This window comes from Vibrio rhodolitus (assembly GCF_003350325.1).
GTDB lineage: Bacteria > Pseudomonadota > Gammaproteobacteria > Enterobacterales > Vibrionaceae > Vibrio > Vibrio rhodolitus.
Map to the genome: position 1 here is coordinate 110,930 of NZ_QLYZ01000007.1, position 17,139 is coordinate 128,068.

General features: G+C 47.7%; 13 protein-coding genes. 6 read left to right on the top strand and 7 right to left on the bottom strand.

Going from position 1 to position 17,139, the window contains the following annotated elements:
- Positions 1-89 precede the first annotated feature (89 nt).
- From DPF93_RS09250 to DPF93_RS09260, 3 genes are all read left to right on the top strand, one after another.
- Positions 90-1,763, top strand: coding sequence for a SulP family inorganic anion transporter (locus tag DPF93_RS09250; RefSeq protein ID WP_114765916.1), 1,674 nt, complete (start codon positions 90-92; stop codon positions 1,761-1,763).
- A gap of 199 nt (positions 1,764-1,962) precedes the next feature.
- Positions 1,963-2,889 carry an ABC transporter ATP-binding protein gene (locus DPF93_RS09255; RefSeq protein WP_114765917.1) on the top strand — a complete coding sequence of 309 codons (927 nt, stop codon included), beginning with the start codon at positions 1,963-1,965 and terminating at the stop codon, positions 2,887-2,889.
- A complete protein-coding gene (locus DPF93_RS09260; RefSeq protein WP_075649373.1) occupies positions 2,889-3,659 on the top strand; it encodes an ABC transporter permease in 771 nt (256 codons plus the stop codon). Before DPF93_RS09255 ends, DPF93_RS09260 begins: the two co-directional genes overlap by 1 nt.
- Positions 3,660-3,889: 230 nt before the next feature.
- Here DPF93_RS09260 and panC read toward each other — a convergent pair whose 3' ends face one another.
- The 7 genes from panC to sfsA form a co-directional block, all read right to left on the bottom strand.
- Entirely contained in the window at positions 3,890-4,771 is an 882-nt protein-coding gene (gene panC / locus DPF93_RS09265; RefSeq protein ID WP_114765918.1) for a pantoate--beta-alanine ligase, read from the bottom strand.
- A gap of 11 nt (positions 4,772-4,782) precedes the next feature.
- Positions 4,783-5,577, bottom strand: a complete 795-nt coding sequence (gene panB, locus DPF93_RS09270; RefSeq protein ID WP_114765919.1) for a 3-methyl-2-oxobutanoate hydroxymethyltransferase — start codon at positions 5,575-5,577, stop codon at positions 4,783-4,785.
- A 23-nt stretch (positions 5,578-5,600) separates the two neighbouring features.
- On the bottom strand, positions 5,601-6,086 hold the full coding sequence (gene folK / locus DPF93_RS09275; protein WP_114765920.1) for a 2-amino-4-hydroxy-6-hydroxymethyldihydropteridine diphosphokinase: 486 nt from the start codon (positions 6,084-6,086) through the stop codon (positions 5,601-5,603).
- Positions 6,083-7,459: a polynucleotide adenylyltransferase PcnB gene (pcnB, locus tag DPF93_RS09280; protein ID WP_114765921.1), complete on the bottom strand. Its 1,377-nt coding sequence runs from the start codon at positions 7,457-7,459 to the stop codon at positions 6,083-6,085. Before pcnB ends, folK begins: the two co-directional genes overlap by 4 nt.
- 87 nt (positions 7,460-7,546) lie before the next feature.
- Entirely contained in the window at positions 7,547-8,434 is an 888-nt protein-coding gene (gluQRS, locus tag DPF93_RS09285; protein ID WP_114765922.1) for a tRNA glutamyl-Q(34) synthetase GluQRS, read from the bottom strand.
- Between the two features lie 82 nt (positions 8,435-8,516).
- Entirely contained in the window at positions 8,517-8,963 is a 447-nt protein-coding gene (dksA, locus tag DPF93_RS09290) for an RNA polymerase-binding protein DksA (protein WP_114765923.1), read from the bottom strand.
- A gap of 132 nt (positions 8,964-9,095) precedes the next feature.
- On the bottom strand, positions 9,096-9,815 hold the full coding sequence (sfsA, locus tag DPF93_RS09295; RefSeq protein WP_114765924.1) for a DNA/RNA nuclease SfsA: 720 nt from the start codon (positions 9,813-9,815) through the stop codon (positions 9,096-9,098).
- Positions 9,816-9,869: 54 nt separating this feature from the next.
- Between sfsA and hrpB the strand changes: the two genes are divergently transcribed.
- The 3 genes from hrpB (at position 9,870) to DPF93_RS09310 (ending at position 17,017) form a co-directional block, all read left to right on the top strand.
- Positions 9,870-12,329 (top strand): ATP-dependent helicase HrpB, encoded by a 2,460-nt coding sequence (gene hrpB / locus DPF93_RS09300; protein ID WP_114765954.1) that lies wholly within the window; start codon positions 9,870-9,872, stop codon positions 12,327-12,329.
- A gap of 2 nt (positions 12,330-12,331) precedes the next feature.
- Complete coding sequence (gene mrcB, locus DPF93_RS09305) at positions 12,332-14,695, top strand: penicillin-binding protein 1B (RefSeq protein ID WP_114765925.1); 2,364 nt, start codon at positions 12,332-12,334, stop codon at positions 14,693-14,695.
- A 63-nt stretch (positions 14,696-14,758) separates the two neighbouring features.
- Complete coding sequence (locus DPF93_RS09310; protein WP_114765955.1) at positions 14,759-17,017, top strand: patatin-like phospholipase family protein; 2,259 nt, start codon at positions 14,759-14,761, stop codon at positions 17,015-17,017.
- Positions 17,018-17,139: the final 122 nt, after the last annotated feature.

A 17,139-nucleotide genomic window follows, 5' to 3' on the forward strand; every position in this document is an offset into this window, starting at 1 on the left:
CACGGTAATGAGCGCTAGTTAACACTTTTAAGTGATGCTAAACATTTGTTACAGTGACTAAAATCTTTTCGCATATTACAGGGAGCAATATGTTGTTCGGAGAGCGTTTTAAAGACATCAACTTCAAAGGTGATTTGTTTGGTGGTGTGACTACCGCGATCATCTCTTTGCCACTGGCTTTGGCATTTGGTGTTGCCTCAGGTGCAGGAGCCGAAGCGGGTCTTTGGGGCGCAATCATGGTTGGCTTGTTTGCGGCACTATTTGGTGGGTCCTCAACGCTAATTTCTGAACCAACAGGTCCTATGACGGTGATCATGACTGCCGTTCTGACCAGCATGATGGCGAAATACCCTGAAACAGGCATGGCAATGACCTTCACCGTGGTGATGATGGCTGGTGCCTTTCAGATCCTATTGGGGACTTTAAAGCTTGGTAAGTATGTCACCTTAATGCCCTATAGCGTGATATCGGGTTTTATGTCAGGGATAGGGGTTATCCTGATCATTTTGCAAATCTCGCCGCTACTTGGGCATGCCGCCCCGGCAGGCGGAGTGATTGGTACACTGAAAGCGCTGCCCGATCTGCTGGCGAACATTAAACTTGGTGAGTTGTTTCTTGGCGCTTTGACACTCGGCATTCTTTTCTTTTTCCCGCAGAAATATCGTAAGTACGTACCGGCACAATTAGTTGCGTTAGTCGCGGTTACCCTTTTGTCGGTGATTTTGTTTGATACCGATGCGATTCGCCGCATTGGCGAGATCCCTGCGGGTTTACCATCGCTAGTGATGCCCCATATTAACGCCGAGATGTTTACCACCATGGTGATTGATGCGCTAGTTCTCGGTACCTTAGGTTGTATTGATACCTTGTTGACGGCGGTTATTGGCGACTCACTAACGCGTAAAGAGCATGATTCGGATAAAGAGCTGCGTGGTCAGGGATTAGCGAACATGATCTCTGGTCTATTTGGTGCGCTGCCAGGAGCTGGTGCGACAATGGGAACCGTCACCAATATTCAAGTTGGCGCGCGCTCGCCACTGTCTGGTGTTATTCGTGCGTTAATGCTGGCGTTGGTTGTGCTGGTGGCAGGCGGCTTAACAGAGCCCATTCCGATGGCAGTATTGGCAGGTATCGCGGTTTACGTTGGTTTTAATATCTTGGACTGGAGCTTTATCCAACGTGCGCACAAAGTCAGCCTGCAAGGTATGGCTATTATGTATGGCGTAATGATGCTGACCGTATTTGTCGATCTGATTGCAGCGGTGGGACTGGGCGTGTTTATCTCCAACATCATCATTATCGAACGTTTGAGCCGTGTGCAGTCGCGTCATGTCAAAGCAATCAGTGATGCCGATGAAGATGATGTGCCGCTGAGCGAGAGTGAACGTGCTCTACTCGATCAAGCGAATGGTAAGGTGCTGTTTTTCTATCTATCCGGTCCGATGATCTTTAGCGTCTCGAAAGCGATCTCTCGCCAGCACACCAGTATTGCTGATTACGAAGCGATGATCCTTGATTTAACCGATGTGCCAATGATTGATGTCACGGTAGGTTTGGCATTGGAGAACGCGATCAATGATGCGCTCGATGCCAATTGTGCGGTCTATTTGCTCTGTCCTAATAAGCAAATTTGGCAGCAACTGGAGAAGTTCCATATTCTCGATCTGGTACCGTTGGAGAACACTCACTCTTCACGCTATGAAGCGCTGCGAGCGGCAACTAAGCAGGTTGAAGGGAGTGATGAGCCTGTTTACTCCATCTAATTAAGGTGAAGTTATTGAACGCCGTGGGTTTACGCTCACGGCGTTTTTGTTTATTTCGCTAAGTCATAACCGTCGACGATAATATTTCGAAAAAAATCGAAAGGTTTAATTGTAATCATCGTCACTCGACGATAGACTTAACCCAATTGATAAAATCAGCCGCGGTATTACACACTGCGACGCAGAAGAATGAGAAGCTATGTACGCATTAGAAATAGACCAACTGCGTAAGACTTATGCAGGTGGTTTTGAGGCGCTAAAAGGGATCAGCCTTAATGTCGAGAAAGGAGATTTTTACGCACTATTAGGACCGAATGGCGCGGGTAAGTCGACCACCATTGGGGTGATCTCATCGCTGGTCAACAAAACGTCCGGCAAAGTCAAAGTGTTCGGCTTTGATATTGATAGTGATCTAGAGTTGGCGAAGCAAAACCTCGGTTTGGTGCCACAAGAGTTCAACTTCAACCAGTTTGAAACCGTTGAACAGATCGTAATGCAGCAAGCGGGCTATTATGGTGTGTCCAAATCACTGGCGAAAGAGCGTGCTGAGAAGTACTTAACCAAGCTCGATTTGTGGGAAAAACGCAAAGAGCGTGCGCGTAACTTGTCTGGTGGTATGAAGCGCCGTTTGATGATTGCACGTGCGCTGATGCACGAGCCACAACTGTTGATCCTCGATGAGCCAACCGCCGGGGTTGATATCGAACTGCGCCGCTCAATGTGGGAGTTTCTTAAAGAAATTAACCAACAGCAGGGTATTACTATAATCCTTACTACCCATTACCTAGAAGAAGCGGAAATGCTGTGTCGCAATATCGGCATCATTAACCGTGGTGAGCTGATTGAAAACACCTCGATGAAGTCACTGCTGGCAAAACTGCATGTCGAAACCTTTATTCTTGATATTGAAGGTGAGGGAGAAGTACCGCAGCTTGATCGCGTGGTCTCGCAGCGATTAGTGAATGGCTCACTAGAGATTGAGGTGGAGAAGACCCAAGGTCTGAATCCGGTATTTAGTCAGCTAACCCAAAGTGGTATTCAGGTGATGTCGATGCGTAACAAGGCGAACCGTTTGGAAGAGCTGTTTGTCAGCATTGTTCAGCAACAAACGCGAGGTGAAGGCTAATGTATCAATTATACTGGACTGCCTTTTGCAGCTTATTGACCAAAGAGGTTAACCGCTTCACGCGTATTTGGGTGCAAACCTTAGTTCCGCCAGCGATCACCATGACACTCTACTTCATTATTTTCGGCAGCTTAATTGGCTCACGAATTGGTGAAATGAATGGCTTTAGCTACATGGAGTATATCGTGCCGGGCTTGATCATGATGTCGGTGATCACCAACTCATACTCAAACGTCGCTTCATCATTTTTTAGCTCTAAATTCCAGCGCAATATCGAAGAGTTGTTAGTTGCCCCAGTGCCTAACTACGTCATCATTTTAGGTTTTGTTATGGGCGGAGTAGTACGTGGCTTACTGGTTGGTACCATCGTCACTTTCGTTTCGTTGCTGTTTGTCGACTTGCAAGTTGAGCATTGGGGGATCATCATTGCCACGGTGTTTATGACGTCGGTGGTATTCTCGCTCGGCGGTTTAATCAATGCGGTATTTGCCCGTACGTTCGATGATATTTCGATTATCCCAACCTTTGTTTTAACGCCGCTGACTTACCTAGGCGGGGTGTTTTATTCGATCAGTTTGCTACCAGAGTTTTGGCAAGGCGTATCGAAAATCAACCCGATCGTCTACATGGTCAATGCATTCCGTTACGGCTTCTTAGGTGTTTCCGATGTGGGCATCGGTATGTCATTTGCAGTGCTAAGCGTGTTTGTTGTGGTGCTGTATGCGGTGGCTCACTACTTGGTGACCAAAGGGATCGGGTTGCGTTCGTAGCGGGTTACGGAACGCTGCGCTTACGGATGTAGGAACACTTCGTTACGGAGTGCTGCACTTTCGGATCGTTAAGCAAGTTTTTTACCACGGAAGGCGAGAGTAATATCTTATCCGTTATCCGTTATCCGTTATCCGTTATCCGTAGCGAAGCGTTCTCGAAAAAAAAGGTTGGCATCTGCCAACCTTTTTTGTTCTCTAAGCGAAGCGCTCTAAACTCTCGCTTCTCACTCTTAACCTTCCGAGCTTTCTTCTGCTGGCTCTGTAGTCATATCAACGGTTTGGTTGTCGATAAGACGTGCTTTACCTAGGAAAGCCGACATCAGGATTACCGCTTGAGTTGTTTCAGCTGTGATGGTTTGTAGCGTGCGAGCATCACGGATGAAGATTTCATCTGGCTGTAAGCCTGCTGCGCGTAACTGATCGCTAGCATCTTCAACGATAGATGCGTAATCATCACGACCGCCACGGATAGCACTGCTAATCCAACGCATAGTGCGAGCTAAAACTGGGGCACGTTGGCGCTCATCAAGAGTCAGTAGACCATTGCGCGAGCTCATCGCCAGACCATCCATTTCACGTACAGTTGGCACGCCAATGATCTCGATGTCCATCGCCATGTCTTCCACCATCTTGCGGATGATTGCTAGCTGTTGGAAGTCTTTCTCACCAAAGCATGCCACTTCTGGCTGCACGATATTGAATAGCTTAGTCACGATGGTCGAAACGCCACGGAAATGACCAGGGCGTGAAGCACCTTCAAGCATGCTTGAAAGACCAGGGACTTCAACAAAAGTTTGCTTGTCTAAACCTTCAGGGTAAATAACTTCTGGCGTCGGAGTGAAAACCAGTTCGACACCTTCGCCATTTAGTTTGCTTAGATCGTCTTCAAGAGTGCGAGGGTAGTTATTTAGGTCGTCGGCACGTTCAAACTGCATTGGGTTAACAAAGATGCTGACCACAACGATATCCGCGTGTTCGCGAGCTTTACGTACTAAAGTTAGGTGACCTTCATGTAGGTTACCCATGGTTGGTACGAAAGCAACTTTGCGTCCGTCGCGCTTGTACTGTTTGATCTGCTCACGTAGAGCGGAAATATCAGTAAATGTTTGCATGCTCAACTCCTCTAGGCAATCGTATGAGCTTCGTCAGGGAAGGCGCCAGTTTCCACATCTTGAATGTATTTAGTCACTGCTGTGCGCATATCGCCAGTTTCAGCAAGGAAGTTTTTCGAGAATTTAGGCATGTAGTTCGCCGAAATACCGAACATATCGTGCATAACAAGGATTTGACCGTCAGTTACATTACCGGTACCGATACCAATAACAGGCACGTCTAATACTTCAGTAATGCGCGCGGCAAGATCAGCAGGCACGCACTCTAGCAACACGATCTGTGCGCCAGCTTCTTGTAGAGCGAGTGCGTCACGAACCATACGATCCGCTTTATCTTGCTCACGACCTTGTACTTTAAAGCCGCCGAAAATGTTCACCGATTGTGGTGTAAGACCTAAGTGCGCACACACAGGTACCGCACGTTCGGTGAGAATTTTTACAGTGTCGACTAACCAGTCGCCACCTTCAATTTTTACCATGTTCGCACCCGCGCGCATTAGCTTGCCTGCGTTCTCACAAGCTTGCTCAGGCGTTGCGTAGCTCATAAATGGCATATCAGCCATTAGTAGGCAGTTTGGGCTGCCTGCACGTACACAGCGCGTGTGGTAAGCGATCTCGTCAACGGTTACTGGTAGCGTGCTTGATTCACCTTGCAAAACCATGCCTAACGAGTCACCAACCAGTAGTACTGGCATTTCTTGTTGCTCAAACAGTTGGGCAAAGCTTGCATCATACGCAGTAGAAGAAGCGAATTTACGACCTTCTTGTTTCCATTTCATTAGGTCGTTGATGGTAATTTTTTTCATTGTTTTTCCTTACTAGGATCTGGCTATGACTGCCACACGCTGAGCCCATTGCGATCGACTTGATTAAGTAGCTGCGCAAGCTCAGTCCCATCAGGGAGAGTTAAATTAGGTGCGATTTCCGCCAGCGGATAAAGAACAAATTCTCTTTCACGCATCCCGTAGTGCGGGACAATTAAACGTTCGGAATCGATCACTTCATTGCCGTAAAGAATGATGTCTAAGTCTAAGGTTCTTGGACCCCAGCGCTCATCTTTACGGACACGCCCTTGCTCTAACTCGATGGCTTGGGTGCAATCGAGCAGTTCAAGTGGCGTTAATTGGGTCTTGATTGCCACTACAGCATTGATGTAATCAGGCTGATCTTGTGGTCCCATCGGTGTACTACTGTACAGCTGAGAGGCTTGAATAAACTCAGAGCTTGGTAGCAACTTTAACGCATCAATGGCGGCATTTGCTTGAGCGACAGGATCAGCAAGGTTGCTACCAACAGCGATATAGACGGTGATCATGACTCGCTTTTACTCTTACGGAAGCTGCGCTTATTCTTACTACTTGGCTTACGGCGACGAGTTGTTGGACGGCTAGGCGCCGCGTTATCAAGATCGTTGACCATCGCTTGGCGCATATTGCGACCAGCATTTTGGAACGTATTCCACCACTTCGCCAGTAGCTCTGTTTCACCGCCTTCGATTTCGCCACGCATTTCTAGGAAGTCAAAGCCAGCACGGAACTTGTTTAGCTCCATAAGACGCGAAGCGCGCTTACCGTTGCGACGCGGTAGACGCATCTGCAATTGCCAAATCTCACGGATAGTCGCGGTATGGCGACGTGGAATTGCGATTGTGCGTACTTGGTCGTCTAGGATGTAGTTGCTTGCTTCCATAACCGCATCGTAGTGGCATAGGTTGCGTGACTCCATCAGCTCATCGGCTTTGGCTTGCAGTGGGTACCACAGCATGGCTGCAAACATAAACGCAGGGTTAATACGTTTGCCTTCTTCGACACGTTGATCGGTTGAATCTAATACCAGATCCAACATCTGCTCGGTTTTCGAGTCGTAGCTATCGGTGAAAAACTCTGACACAGCAGGGAAGAGCTGCTGGAATAGATTGTACTCACGCATTAGGTGGTAGGTTTCTAAGCCATAGCCTGTTTGCAGCATCTTTAGCGATTCTTCGTACAGACGTGCTGCCGGGATCTCTTTAAGCAGATGCGACAACTCTTCGATTGGTGCTGCTGTATCTTCTTCGATATCAAAGTCGAGTTTTACTGCAAAGCGAATGGCACGCAGCATGCGCACAGGGTCTTCGCGGTAGCGAGTTTCAGGATCGCCAATTAAGCGGATCAGCTTATCTTCTAAATCTTCGATGCCGCCAGCGTAGTCGTGAATGGCGTAGTTTGCGATGCTGTAGTACATCGCGTTAATCGTGAAGTCACGACGCTCTGCATCTTCATCAACGCTGCCGTAGACGTTATCACGCAACAGCATGCCTTCTTTCGATTGTTGCGAAACGTTTTTGCTTGGCTCTTGGTGATGACCGCGGAAGGTGGCTACCTCAATAATATCGCGACCAAACATGATGTGCGCTAAGCGGAAGCGGCGACCAATAAGACGACAGTTTTTAAATAGCTGACGAATTTGTTCTGGTGTTGCGTTAGTCGCAATATCAAAATCTTTCGGGCTTTGCCCTAGTAATAGATCGCGTACACCGCCTCCTACCAGAAAGGCATCAAAGCCTGCACCATGAAGTCGGTAAAGTACTTTCAGTGCATTATCACTGATCTGTTTACGCGAAATATTGTGCTCTTGGCGAGTTAGAATGTTGAGTGCGAGTTCAGGACAACTGATTGGCTCGCTTGGTGTATAGTCGTTTCTATTCATGTGCTTTTAGCAAAAATTGGCGGTTAAACCGTCTCTGCTTCCATCTAAGTTCTGAGGCCTTAGGGCGAATTTGCGGCTAATGATAGCTTACCGAGGGCGATTTGAGAATCTTGGTGTGATCTCAGTAGTGTTTGGTAGCTGGCAAATCTGCCAGTTTTCTACGCCCCAAGCGATAATTTCCGCCAAGCTGCCAGTGGCAATATGTGCATCTAATTCAAAGCCTAAGAAGTGCATCGCTTCTAAAAGTGCTGGTTTAGGATCGAGGTTATCAATCGCCGGAGCATGATTTTGCTTAGAGAGCTTTTGCCCATTTTCTCCCAGCGCCAAAGGCAAGTGTAGATAGCTAACTGGCTGTTTAGCTAGCATTTTATACAAACTAATTTGACGACCTGTTGGTTCAATTAAGTCTGCGCCACGCACCACTTGTGTTACGCCTTGGTCAATATCATCGAGCACTACGGCAAGGTTGTAGGCAAATAAGCCATCGCGGCGCTTAATAATAAAGTCTTCTTCTGCTAAGGCGGCGGGGATGGTTAACTGACCATGTTTTTGGTCAACAAATTGATATACCGGCTCTGTCATACGCAGACGCGTCGCACTTGGATTATCGTTGCTTAGGTGTTTTTTGCGGCAAGTTCCCAAATAAAAGCCACCGCTTTCTTTGATCTCTTTACGCGTGCATTGGCAGTAGTAGGCCTGCCCAGATTCAATCCATGCATCAATTTGTTGCTGATAAAGATGATGACGCTGGCTTTGATAAACCACTTCGCCATCCCATTCCAATTGGTAAGCTTCTAAGGTACGTAGGATTAAATCGGCAGCACCAGGCATCTCTCGGGGAGGATCGAGATCTTCGATACGCACCAACCACTGACCTTGATTAGCTTTTGCTTGAAAGTAACTGCCAAGGGCGGCGATAAGTGAGCCAAAATGAAGAGGACCAGAAGGTGACGGGGCAAAGCGACCAATATACATAGATGGACCGGATAGAAAATGAAACTAAGGAAACCAAAAAGGGAGCTTAACGGCTCCCTTTTCAATAGTCATCTGCAATGAATTAACCTTGCATCTGTCTCTCTTTGATCTCTGCAAGAGTTTTACAGTCGATACATAGATCTGCAGTTGGACGTGCCTCTAGGCGACGAATGCCGATCTCAATACCGCAAGACTCACAGAAGCCGAAATCATCATCATCCAATTTGTTTAATGTTTTTTCGATCTTCTTGATTAGACGACGTTCACGGTCACGGTTGCGTAGCTCTAGGCTGAATTCTTCTTCCTGAGAAGCACGGTCAACTGGATCCGGGAAGTTTGCCGCTTCATCTTGCATATGGTGCACAGTACGGTCTACTTCTTCGCGTAGCTGGTTGCGCCAAGCTGATAAAATCTTTCTAAAGTGAGCCATTTGCTCAGGTGACATGTACTCTTCACCTGGCTTTTCTTGATATGGTTCAACACCTGCAATGGCTAGGATGCCTAGCGCTTTTTTCTTCGATTCTGGCATGCAGCATCTCCTACTAACACCTAGTCAACTGCTTGAGCAGCTAATTTAAGGCGGGTATCTATAGCAAAAAGAACTTTAGGAGGCAAATACTGTTGAGTAAAGTTAACGCCTATGTGAAGACTGCATCATTTTTTAGCCGAGATATCTGAAATCTACAGCCTTTGCGAGCTTAATCTCACCTTGGGAAATATCGGCTTTATAGCACAATATTTCCACTCCTTGTTCTATCGCTTTTTTCAGTAATTGTGAATAATCCGCGTCTATATGGTGTGCCGGAGAAACTTTTTCAATACCTGAATGCAAAACAATAAATAAAAGTACTGAACGGTTCCCATTTTTGACCATTTCTGTTAGCTCACGCAGATGTTTTTGACCTCTTGTCGTTACTGCATCGGGAAAATATCCTTGCCCTGATTGATTGTCATCTAACAGCGTCACGCTTTTGACTTCGATATAGCACTCCGCGCGCACAGGATCGCTGAGCAACACGTCAATGCGGCTATTTTCGCTGCCATACTTTACTTCGGTGCGCAGCTGTTGGTAATTCGCCAGCTCGGTAATAACGCCTTGCTCTATACCTTCCACCGCAAGTTGGTTTGCGCGCGCGGTATTGATACATATACGGTGCCCAGCTTGGGTTTCGCTCAACTCCCAACTATTTGGGTATTTACGTTTTGGGTTATCGGAGGTCGAAAACCAAACTTTGTTGCCCGGTTCGGCGCATCCGGTCATGGCGCCGGTATTAGCACAATGAATCGTGCGTTCGCTACCGTCATCGAGCTGGATGTCGGCAAGAAAGCGTTTATAGCGTTTAATTAAAGTAGCTGATTGTAGGCAAGGTTCAAACTTCATTTAGGACTGGTTTTATGTACAATGTTTGCAACATTACATCACAAGGCTTCTCCATTGTCACAACTGCCCATTGAAGGCGTGATGCCGGCACTTATCTCCGGTGTACGCGATGCATCTCAACTTATTCTCAAAGCCGCTCCTGGTGCGGGTAAATCGACTTACTTTCCATTGCAATTGCTTAAGCAAGGAGCGGTAAGCGGCAAAATTATTATGCTGGAACCACGTCGATTGGCTGCGCGTAATATTGCCCGCTATTTGGCCGAGCAGTTGGGCGAGCAAGTGGGGCAGCGCGTTGGCTATCGTGTGCGTGGTGAAACCAAAGTAAGCCAAGAGACGCAACTGGAGATTGTCACAGAAGGGATCATGACTCGCATGATCCAAAGCGATGCGGAATTAACTGGTATCGACTTAATCATCTTTGATGAGTTTCATGAGCGTAGCATTCATGCCGATATGGGACTCGCCTTGTGTTTGGAAATTCAAGAAGCGCTACGTGATGATCTTAAGCTGGTGGTGATGTCAGCAACCTTAGATCAGCAAGCGTTAGCCAAGCTAATGCCACAAGCCACATACATAGAATCGCAAGGGCGCAGTTTTCCGGTTGAGTTTCGCTATCAAGCACTCAAGCCGAATGAACGCCTAGTCGAGAGTATGGCGAAACAAATTCAAACCTTGATGGCTCATGAAAGCGGCTCACTGTTAGCGTTTTTACCTGGTGTTGCCAGTATCTTGCAAGTGCAAGAGCGCTTAACTGATTTAGCGGATGATATCCAAGTGTGTCCTTTATATGGGCAGCTTAATTTTAGCCAGCAGCAAGCCGCTATTCAGCCTGCGCCGCAAGGTAAACGTAAAGTGGTGTTGGCGACCAATATTGCGGAAACCTCATTGACGATTGAAGGGATTCGCTTGGTGGTCGACTCGGGCTTTGAGCGTATCGCTAAGTTCGATTTAAAAACCGGGATCACTAAGCTTGAGCAAGTGCGCATTGCCCAATCCTCGGCAGAGCAACGTGCGGGTCGTGCCGGGCGTATTGAGCCGGGTATTTGCCTGCGTCTCTATAGTGAAAGCCAGCTTTCCCAGCAACCTTACGTGCCAAGCGCTGAGATTTTACATAGCGACTTGGCACCGTTAGCAATGGAGCTGGCGCAGTGGGGCTGCGTTGATGCTAGTGAGCTTAAGTGGCTCGACCAACCTACTGTTAGTGCGCTATCACAGGCACGCAGCCTGCTCGGCTCGTTAGGTCTAATGGATAACAAGCATCAGCTCACAGCGGCAGGGCAAAAAGTACAACAGTTAGGGCTTGAGCCTCGCAGTGGCGCAATGTTAGTCCAAGCACTAGCCAACAGAGCCTGGCATGATACGGCATTGGCTCTGGCAGCTTTGCTCGAAGAGCCAGAGCGCTACATAGTCGATTTTTCTCATAGTGTGCAGCGCTTACAAGCGAGTAAGCACAGTAAGCAGAAAGTGGTGCTCAACCGCGCGCAAAGCCTAGCAAGTAAACTTAAATTGAGTTTCGATGTTGCTTTGGTTGATGAGCGCGTTGCGCCTTTACTTCTTGCACTGGCATTTCCTGACCGAGTTGCGCAGCGCCGCTCACAAGGTGAGCGTTTTGTGCTGGCAAACAGCCATGGCGCGCAGTTTCGTGATGATGAGCCGCTCAGTAGCAGTGACTATATAGTGGCGATTGATTTGCTGCGCAGCCATGGGGATTCGGCGTTAATTAGCTCAGCCATCGCGCTGGATATTGCTGAGTTACGCAGCGTTGCTGCGGATAAATTCAAGCGATTAGAAGTGGCTGATTGGGATGATAAGCGCGGCAAACTGGTGGCAGAAGCGCGAGTGTATTGGCAAGGCATAGTGGTTGAAAGCAAAGAGTTACCTACACCGCCAGCGGAGATGATTACTCAAGCACTGCTCAATTATGTTAAGCGCCAAGGTTTGCAGGTACTGAATTGGTCAGAGAGTGCCAATGAGCTTTTAGCGCGCATTCGCTGCGCGAGTGAATGGATGCCAGAGCAAGAGTGGCCGGCATTTGATGAGCAATCCTTACTGAGCAATTTACAAGACTGGCTTGAGCCATATCTGGTTGGCGTGAAATCGGCGAAAGCGCTGCAACAAGTTAGTCTAACTCAGGCGTTGACGGCTTATTTAGGCTGGCCGCTCAATCAAGAAATTGACGAGTGGTTGCCGACCCACTTTCAATTACCAACCGGTAGCGAGAAAAAGATCACCTATCTAGTTGGGCATGAGCCCATGCTGAGTGTGCGTATGCAGGAAGTATTCGGCGAGCATAGTTCCCCGACAGTCGCGATGGGAAGAAAGACGGTAGTGCTTGAATTGCTATCTCCCGCACAGCGACCGCTACAAAGAACCAGTAATCTTGCAAGTTTTTGGTCAGGAGCGTACCAAGAAGTTAAAAAAGAAATGAAAGGTCGTTATCCTAAGCATGTTTGGCCGGATGATCCGGCTAATCATATTGCAACCACCAAAACTAAAAGACAGTTCAATCAATAACCATGACAGATAAAAGCACCAAAACACCACGAAAGCCAGCCGCTAAAAAGACGCCGGCTAAGCGTGGCAAACCCAGTCCAAGAAAGAAAAAGCCAGCAAATGGTAAAAAGTCATGGTTGAAAACCTTATGGGGTATCAGCTGGAAGCTTGCGCTAATCGGTATCGCGATCTTGGTTTTTATTGGCATCTACCTTGATAGTTTGGTCAAACAAAAATTTGAAGGGCAGTTATTTGAACTGCCAACGGTGGTGTACGCTCGTATTTTAAACCTTGCCCCAGGGGATGAAATCAGCATCCAAGAGGTGCGCAATGAGCTGGATGTGCTTAATTATCGCAAAGTGCGCCAACCGAGATACCCAGGTGAGTATTCCTCTTCCTCGACCAAGATTGAGCTCATTCGTCGCCCATTTGAATTTACCGACGGACCTGAGCCGGATCGCCATGTGATGCTCCATTTTGACGCCAGCGGTTTAACTCGAATTCAATCGTTGGAGCAAAAAGGGGATTTAGGTTATCTGCGGATAGAGCCCAAAATGCTGGGCATGTTGGAGAAAAACCGCGACGAGCAGCGATTATTCTTACGTCGTGAACAGTTCCCGGAAGTGATGGTTGATGCGCTTTTGGTGACCGAAGACCGTGACTTTTACAAACATGATGGGGTTTCACCATTGGCGATTGCTCGTGCGATGGTGGTGAACATCAAAGCCGGGCGCACGGTTCAAGGTGGCAGTACCTTAACTCAGCAATTGGCTAAGAATTTATTCTTAACCAGTGATCGCACCTTGTGGCGTAAGATCCGCGAAGCGTATATCGCCATTATCCTTGATTACCGTTACGACAAAGACCGCATTCTTGAGGCGTATCTCAATGAAGTTTACCTCGGTCAAAGTGGTGGTGAAGCGGTGCACGGTTTTGGTTTAGCGGCGCGACTTTACTTTGGGCAGCCAATCCAAGAGCTGCGCATTGATCAATTGGCGATGCTGGTCGGCATGGTGAAAGGACCATCGTATTACAATCCGGTCCGTTACCCTGATCGCGCTAAAACGCGCCGCGATCTTGTTTTGCGTTTGATGATGCAACAAGGCTATTTAACGCCAAACGAATTTGATCAAGCGGCAAGTCGTCCGCTTGATATTCAGGATAATCCGCGCATTGCTAGCCGTCAGCCTGCTTATTTTCAACAGCTAACGATTGAGCTAAAGGAGAAAGTGGGCAGTGCATTTGAAGCTGATAAAGGCTTGAAAGTGTTTACCTCGCTCGATCCGGTGTCACAGCATGAGTTGGAAAAAGCGATCGAGAAGAAGATCCCGCAGCTGGCAAAAGTGGCAGGCAAAGAGCTGGAGGGTGCCGCTATCGCCGTAGATCGTCACAGTGGTGAGATCCGCGCCATGGTGGGCGGTAAACGCACTGGCTATGATGGTTTTAACCGTGCGCTTAATGCCAGTCGTCAAATTGGTTCACTGGCTAAGCCAGCGGTATATCTAACTGCCTTGCAGCAACCTGAGCGCTACAATTTGGCGACGACACTGAACGATAAACCGTTGAGTTTAAAAGGCTCGAAAGGCAATGTTTGGTCGCCACGCAACTATGACCGTAAATATCGTGGCGATGTGCCACTGTATATGGCGCTCGCCAAATCCCTCAACGTACCTACCGTACAATTGGGGATGCAGTTAGGTATTCCACAAGTGATGGATACTTTTGCCAAGCTTGGTGTTGATAAGCAAGAAATTCGTCCGGTGCCGTCGATGTTTTTGGGCTCATTCAGCCTAACGCCATTTCAAGTGGCACAGATGTACCAAACCTTAACTAACTCAGGTAAGCAGGCGCAGCTCTCGGCGCTTCGCTCTGTGGTGGATATGGAAGGTAAGGTTCTCTACCAATCACTACCTGTTGCCAAGCAGACCGTCGATCAGCGCGCAGCATGGCTAACCACCTATGCGATGAAGCGTGGCGTGGCGGAAGGCACTGGTCGTTATCTGACCAATCAATTTGCTTCAGCGGCATTGGCTGGTAAAACGGGCACCAGTAATGACACCAAAGATAGCTGGTTTGTTGGGGTTGATGGGCGTGAAGTGACCACTATTTGGCTCGGGCGTGATGATAACAAAACTACTAAGCTAACGGGCTCGAGTGGCGCTCTGCGTGTTTATGCCGAGTATCTACAACATCGAATTCCAGCGAAGTTATTGTTGCCATGGCCAAAAGAGATCAGCACCTTTGGTTTTGCCAAAACTGCTAACGGAAGCTTAGTCCTTGATTGTGGGAGTGATTTTAAGCTGCCAGTTTGGGATGAACATGGTAAGTTGCAACAAGAGTGCAGTAACCAACCGGCAGATTGGTTGAAAAAAATCTTTACTTGGTAGATCTGTAATTAAGCCAAACATGAGGGAACATCACTGGTGAAAAAGCTAAGCCTGTTACTGACTATGGTTGCCTTGATTGCTTCGAACGTTTTAGCCCAAGAGGTTACGGAGCAGGAGCAAAGACCTAAAGTTGCATTGGTGCTAGCCGGTGGTGGCGCTAAAGGTGCGGCGCATATTGGCGTGTTGAAAGCGCTTGAGCAAATGCGTATTCCTGTGGATTACATTACGGGTACCAGCATGGGGGCTTATGTCGGTGGCTTGTATGCCACGGGCATGAGCGCTGATGAAATTGAAGCCTTTATTGTTAGTGTCGATTGGAGTAGTGGCTATCGCGATCGCGTTGATCGTAGCCAACGTCGAGTGCGTGACAAAGAGTATGAAGATCGCTATCAACTAACCACTGATCTTGGCTTTGATTGGTCTGGCATTAAAGGTACGCGTGGTGTGGTGCAAGGGCAGGGAATGCTGCGCATTTTACGTGAAACCACTGGCAATTTGCCCGCGTTTGCATCATTTGATGATTTAGCCATTCCATATCGTTCAGTAGCTACCGACATTATCGAATTAGAATCGGTGGTTATTGATCATGGCTACCTCGTCGATGCCATGATGGCGAGTATGTCGGTTCCAGGTGCATTACCGCCTTATCGGATTGGCGATCGCTTATTGGTTGATGGTGGCGTAACCAACAATATGCCAGTTGATGTTGCGCGCGAGCTAGGCGCGGATGTGGTGATTGCGGTTGATATCAGTACCGACTACAAGCAAGAAGAAGATTTTACTGACTTGTTTACCGTGGCTGATCAGCTGTCCAACTACCTAGTGCGTCGCAGTACCAACCGCCAAGCAGAAACGCTAGGGGAGCAAGATCTGCTGTTGCGCCCTCAAGTTGGCGATATGGAAACCACCGAGTTTGCGCGCATGCCAGAAGCCTATCAAGAAGGCATCCGAATCGCGATGGCGCAGAAGGAGCGCTTGCAATCCTTATCGCTCAGTAGCGCAGACTATCAAAAGTACGTCGATAGAAAACAGGCGGCACGTAAAGAGCTGCGTTATGGCGATGAAACAGTCGTGTCGGATATCGTACTGAATAACAACACTCACTACAGTGATGAGTTGTTAGAAAGTCGCCTTAACTTGCAGCCAGGGCAGCGTTTCACCACTAAGCAGCTTGAGCAAAGTGTGCAAGACCTTTATGCCCTAGATCGCTTTGAGCTTATTTCCTATCGCTATGCCGAACAAGATGATCAAGATGTCTTGTTTGTCGATGTCAACGAGAAGTCATGGGGACCTAACTACATGAATTTTCGTTTCTTCCTTGAAGATGACTTCAATACCGATAGCCAATATTCCATTGGTGTCTCAACCAATTTTACTGATCTAAATCAGCACGGTGCCGAGCTAAGAACCAATCTTGAAGTAGGCACCGACAAACTGATTGAAGCGGAGTTTTATCGCCCATTTCTTTCTAATCAGAAGCTATTTACCACCATTGGTCTGCAATACAATAAGCAAAAACGTAACGCACCACTTGCAGGTTTTGAAGACACCAGTTTGGAAGCGACCAAAGATTTCTTACCGGTCAGTTATAACGAGTGGGTTGCTGAGTGGGCGCTAGGCTATCAGGATGCGTTGTGGCGCGAGTTTAAAATCGGCTTACGCTATACCGATGGTGATGGTTTATTTTCAACCTTGCCTTCCCTCGGTGACGTTGCCTTTACTCGCCAAGGGGTGTTTGCCAACTATCGCATCGATACCCTAGATAACTACAGTTTACCGACGCGTGGTGTCTATCTTGATTTGCACTATTTAGTCTCTAAAGACAAAACGGTTGGCGATCCTTCCTCGGTATTCGCGGGCACCGAAAGCGATATCTCTTACGAATTTGGCGGCACTTTAACTGCGGCGAAGAGTTTTTCTCGCCATACTTTGGTCGCAAATTTAGATGCAGGGTTTGTGGAAAGTCAAAATTCCTCACTGCCGATAGATCCGGAAAACATCGGTGGCTTCTTACAGTTGTCAGGTATTCCTCGTAATAGCTTGATTGGTAAGAACAAAGTTTTTGGTAGCCTTGTTTACCGTTACCGTTGGTTTGACAATGATTTCGGCTTGTTCACATCACCGCTGTATCTTGGTGCGTCGCTTGAGTACGGTGGTGTTTGGTCTGATCCGGATGTCGGGCTTTCTGATGCGCCGTTATACACCGCAGGCTCGGTGTTTGCTGGAGTTGATTCGCCGATAGGACCGATTATGTTTGCTTACGGGCGAACGGAAGATAATTTCGATTCAATCTATTTAATTGTCGGTACATCATTTAAGTAGATTGGATAAAAAAGAGCAATCACAAAACAATCGTTTGTAACGGGCGGAAATAGCGGACAAATCATAGAACTTTAGTCTTAAGTTGCTATGTTGGTCAAAATGATGAGATTTTAATTTAAGGT

Coding starts and splice junctions, on each gene's coding strand:
- DPF93_RS09250 (WP_114765916.1), top strand. CDS start 90: ATGTTGTTCGGAGAGCGTTTTAAAGACATCAACTTCAAAGGTGATTTG.
- DPF93_RS09255 (WP_114765917.1), top strand. CDS start 1,963: ATGTACGCATTAGAAATAGACCAACTGCGTAAGACTTATGCAGGTGGT.
- DPF93_RS09260 (WP_075649373.1), top strand. CDS start 2,889: ATGTATCAATTATACTGGACTGCCTTTTGCAGCTTATTGACCAAAGAG.
- panC (WP_114765918.1), bottom strand. CDS start 4,771: ATGCAAACATTTACTGATATTTCCGCTCTACGTGAGCAGATCAAACAG.
- panB (WP_114765919.1), bottom strand. CDS start 5,577: ATGAAAAAAATTACCATCAACGACCTAATGAAATGGAAACAAGAAGGT.
- folK (WP_114765920.1), bottom strand. CDS start 6,086: ATGATCACCGTCTATATCGCTGTTGGTAGCAACCTTGCTGATCCTGTC.
- pcnB (WP_114765921.1), bottom strand. CDS start 7,459: ATGAATAGAAACGACTATACACCAAGCGAGCCAATCAGTTGTCCTGAA.
- gluQRS (WP_114765922.1), bottom strand. CDS start 8,434: ATGTATATTGGTCGCTTTGCCCCGTCACCTTCTGGTCCTCTTCATTTT.
- dksA (WP_114765923.1), bottom strand. CDS start 8,963: ATGCCAGAATCGAAGAAAAAAGCGCTAGGCATCCTAGCCATTGCAGGT.
- sfsA (WP_114765924.1), bottom strand. CDS start 9,815: ATGAAGTTTGAACCTTGCCTACAATCAGCTACTTTAATTAAACGCTAT.
- mrcB (WP_114765925.1), top strand. CDS start 12,332: ATGACAGATAAAAGCACCAAAACACCACGAAAGCCAGCCGCTAAAAAG.
- DPF93_RS09310 (WP_114765955.1), top strand. CDS start 14,759: ATGGTTGCCTTGATTGCTTCGAACGTTTTAGCCCAAGAGGTTACGGAG.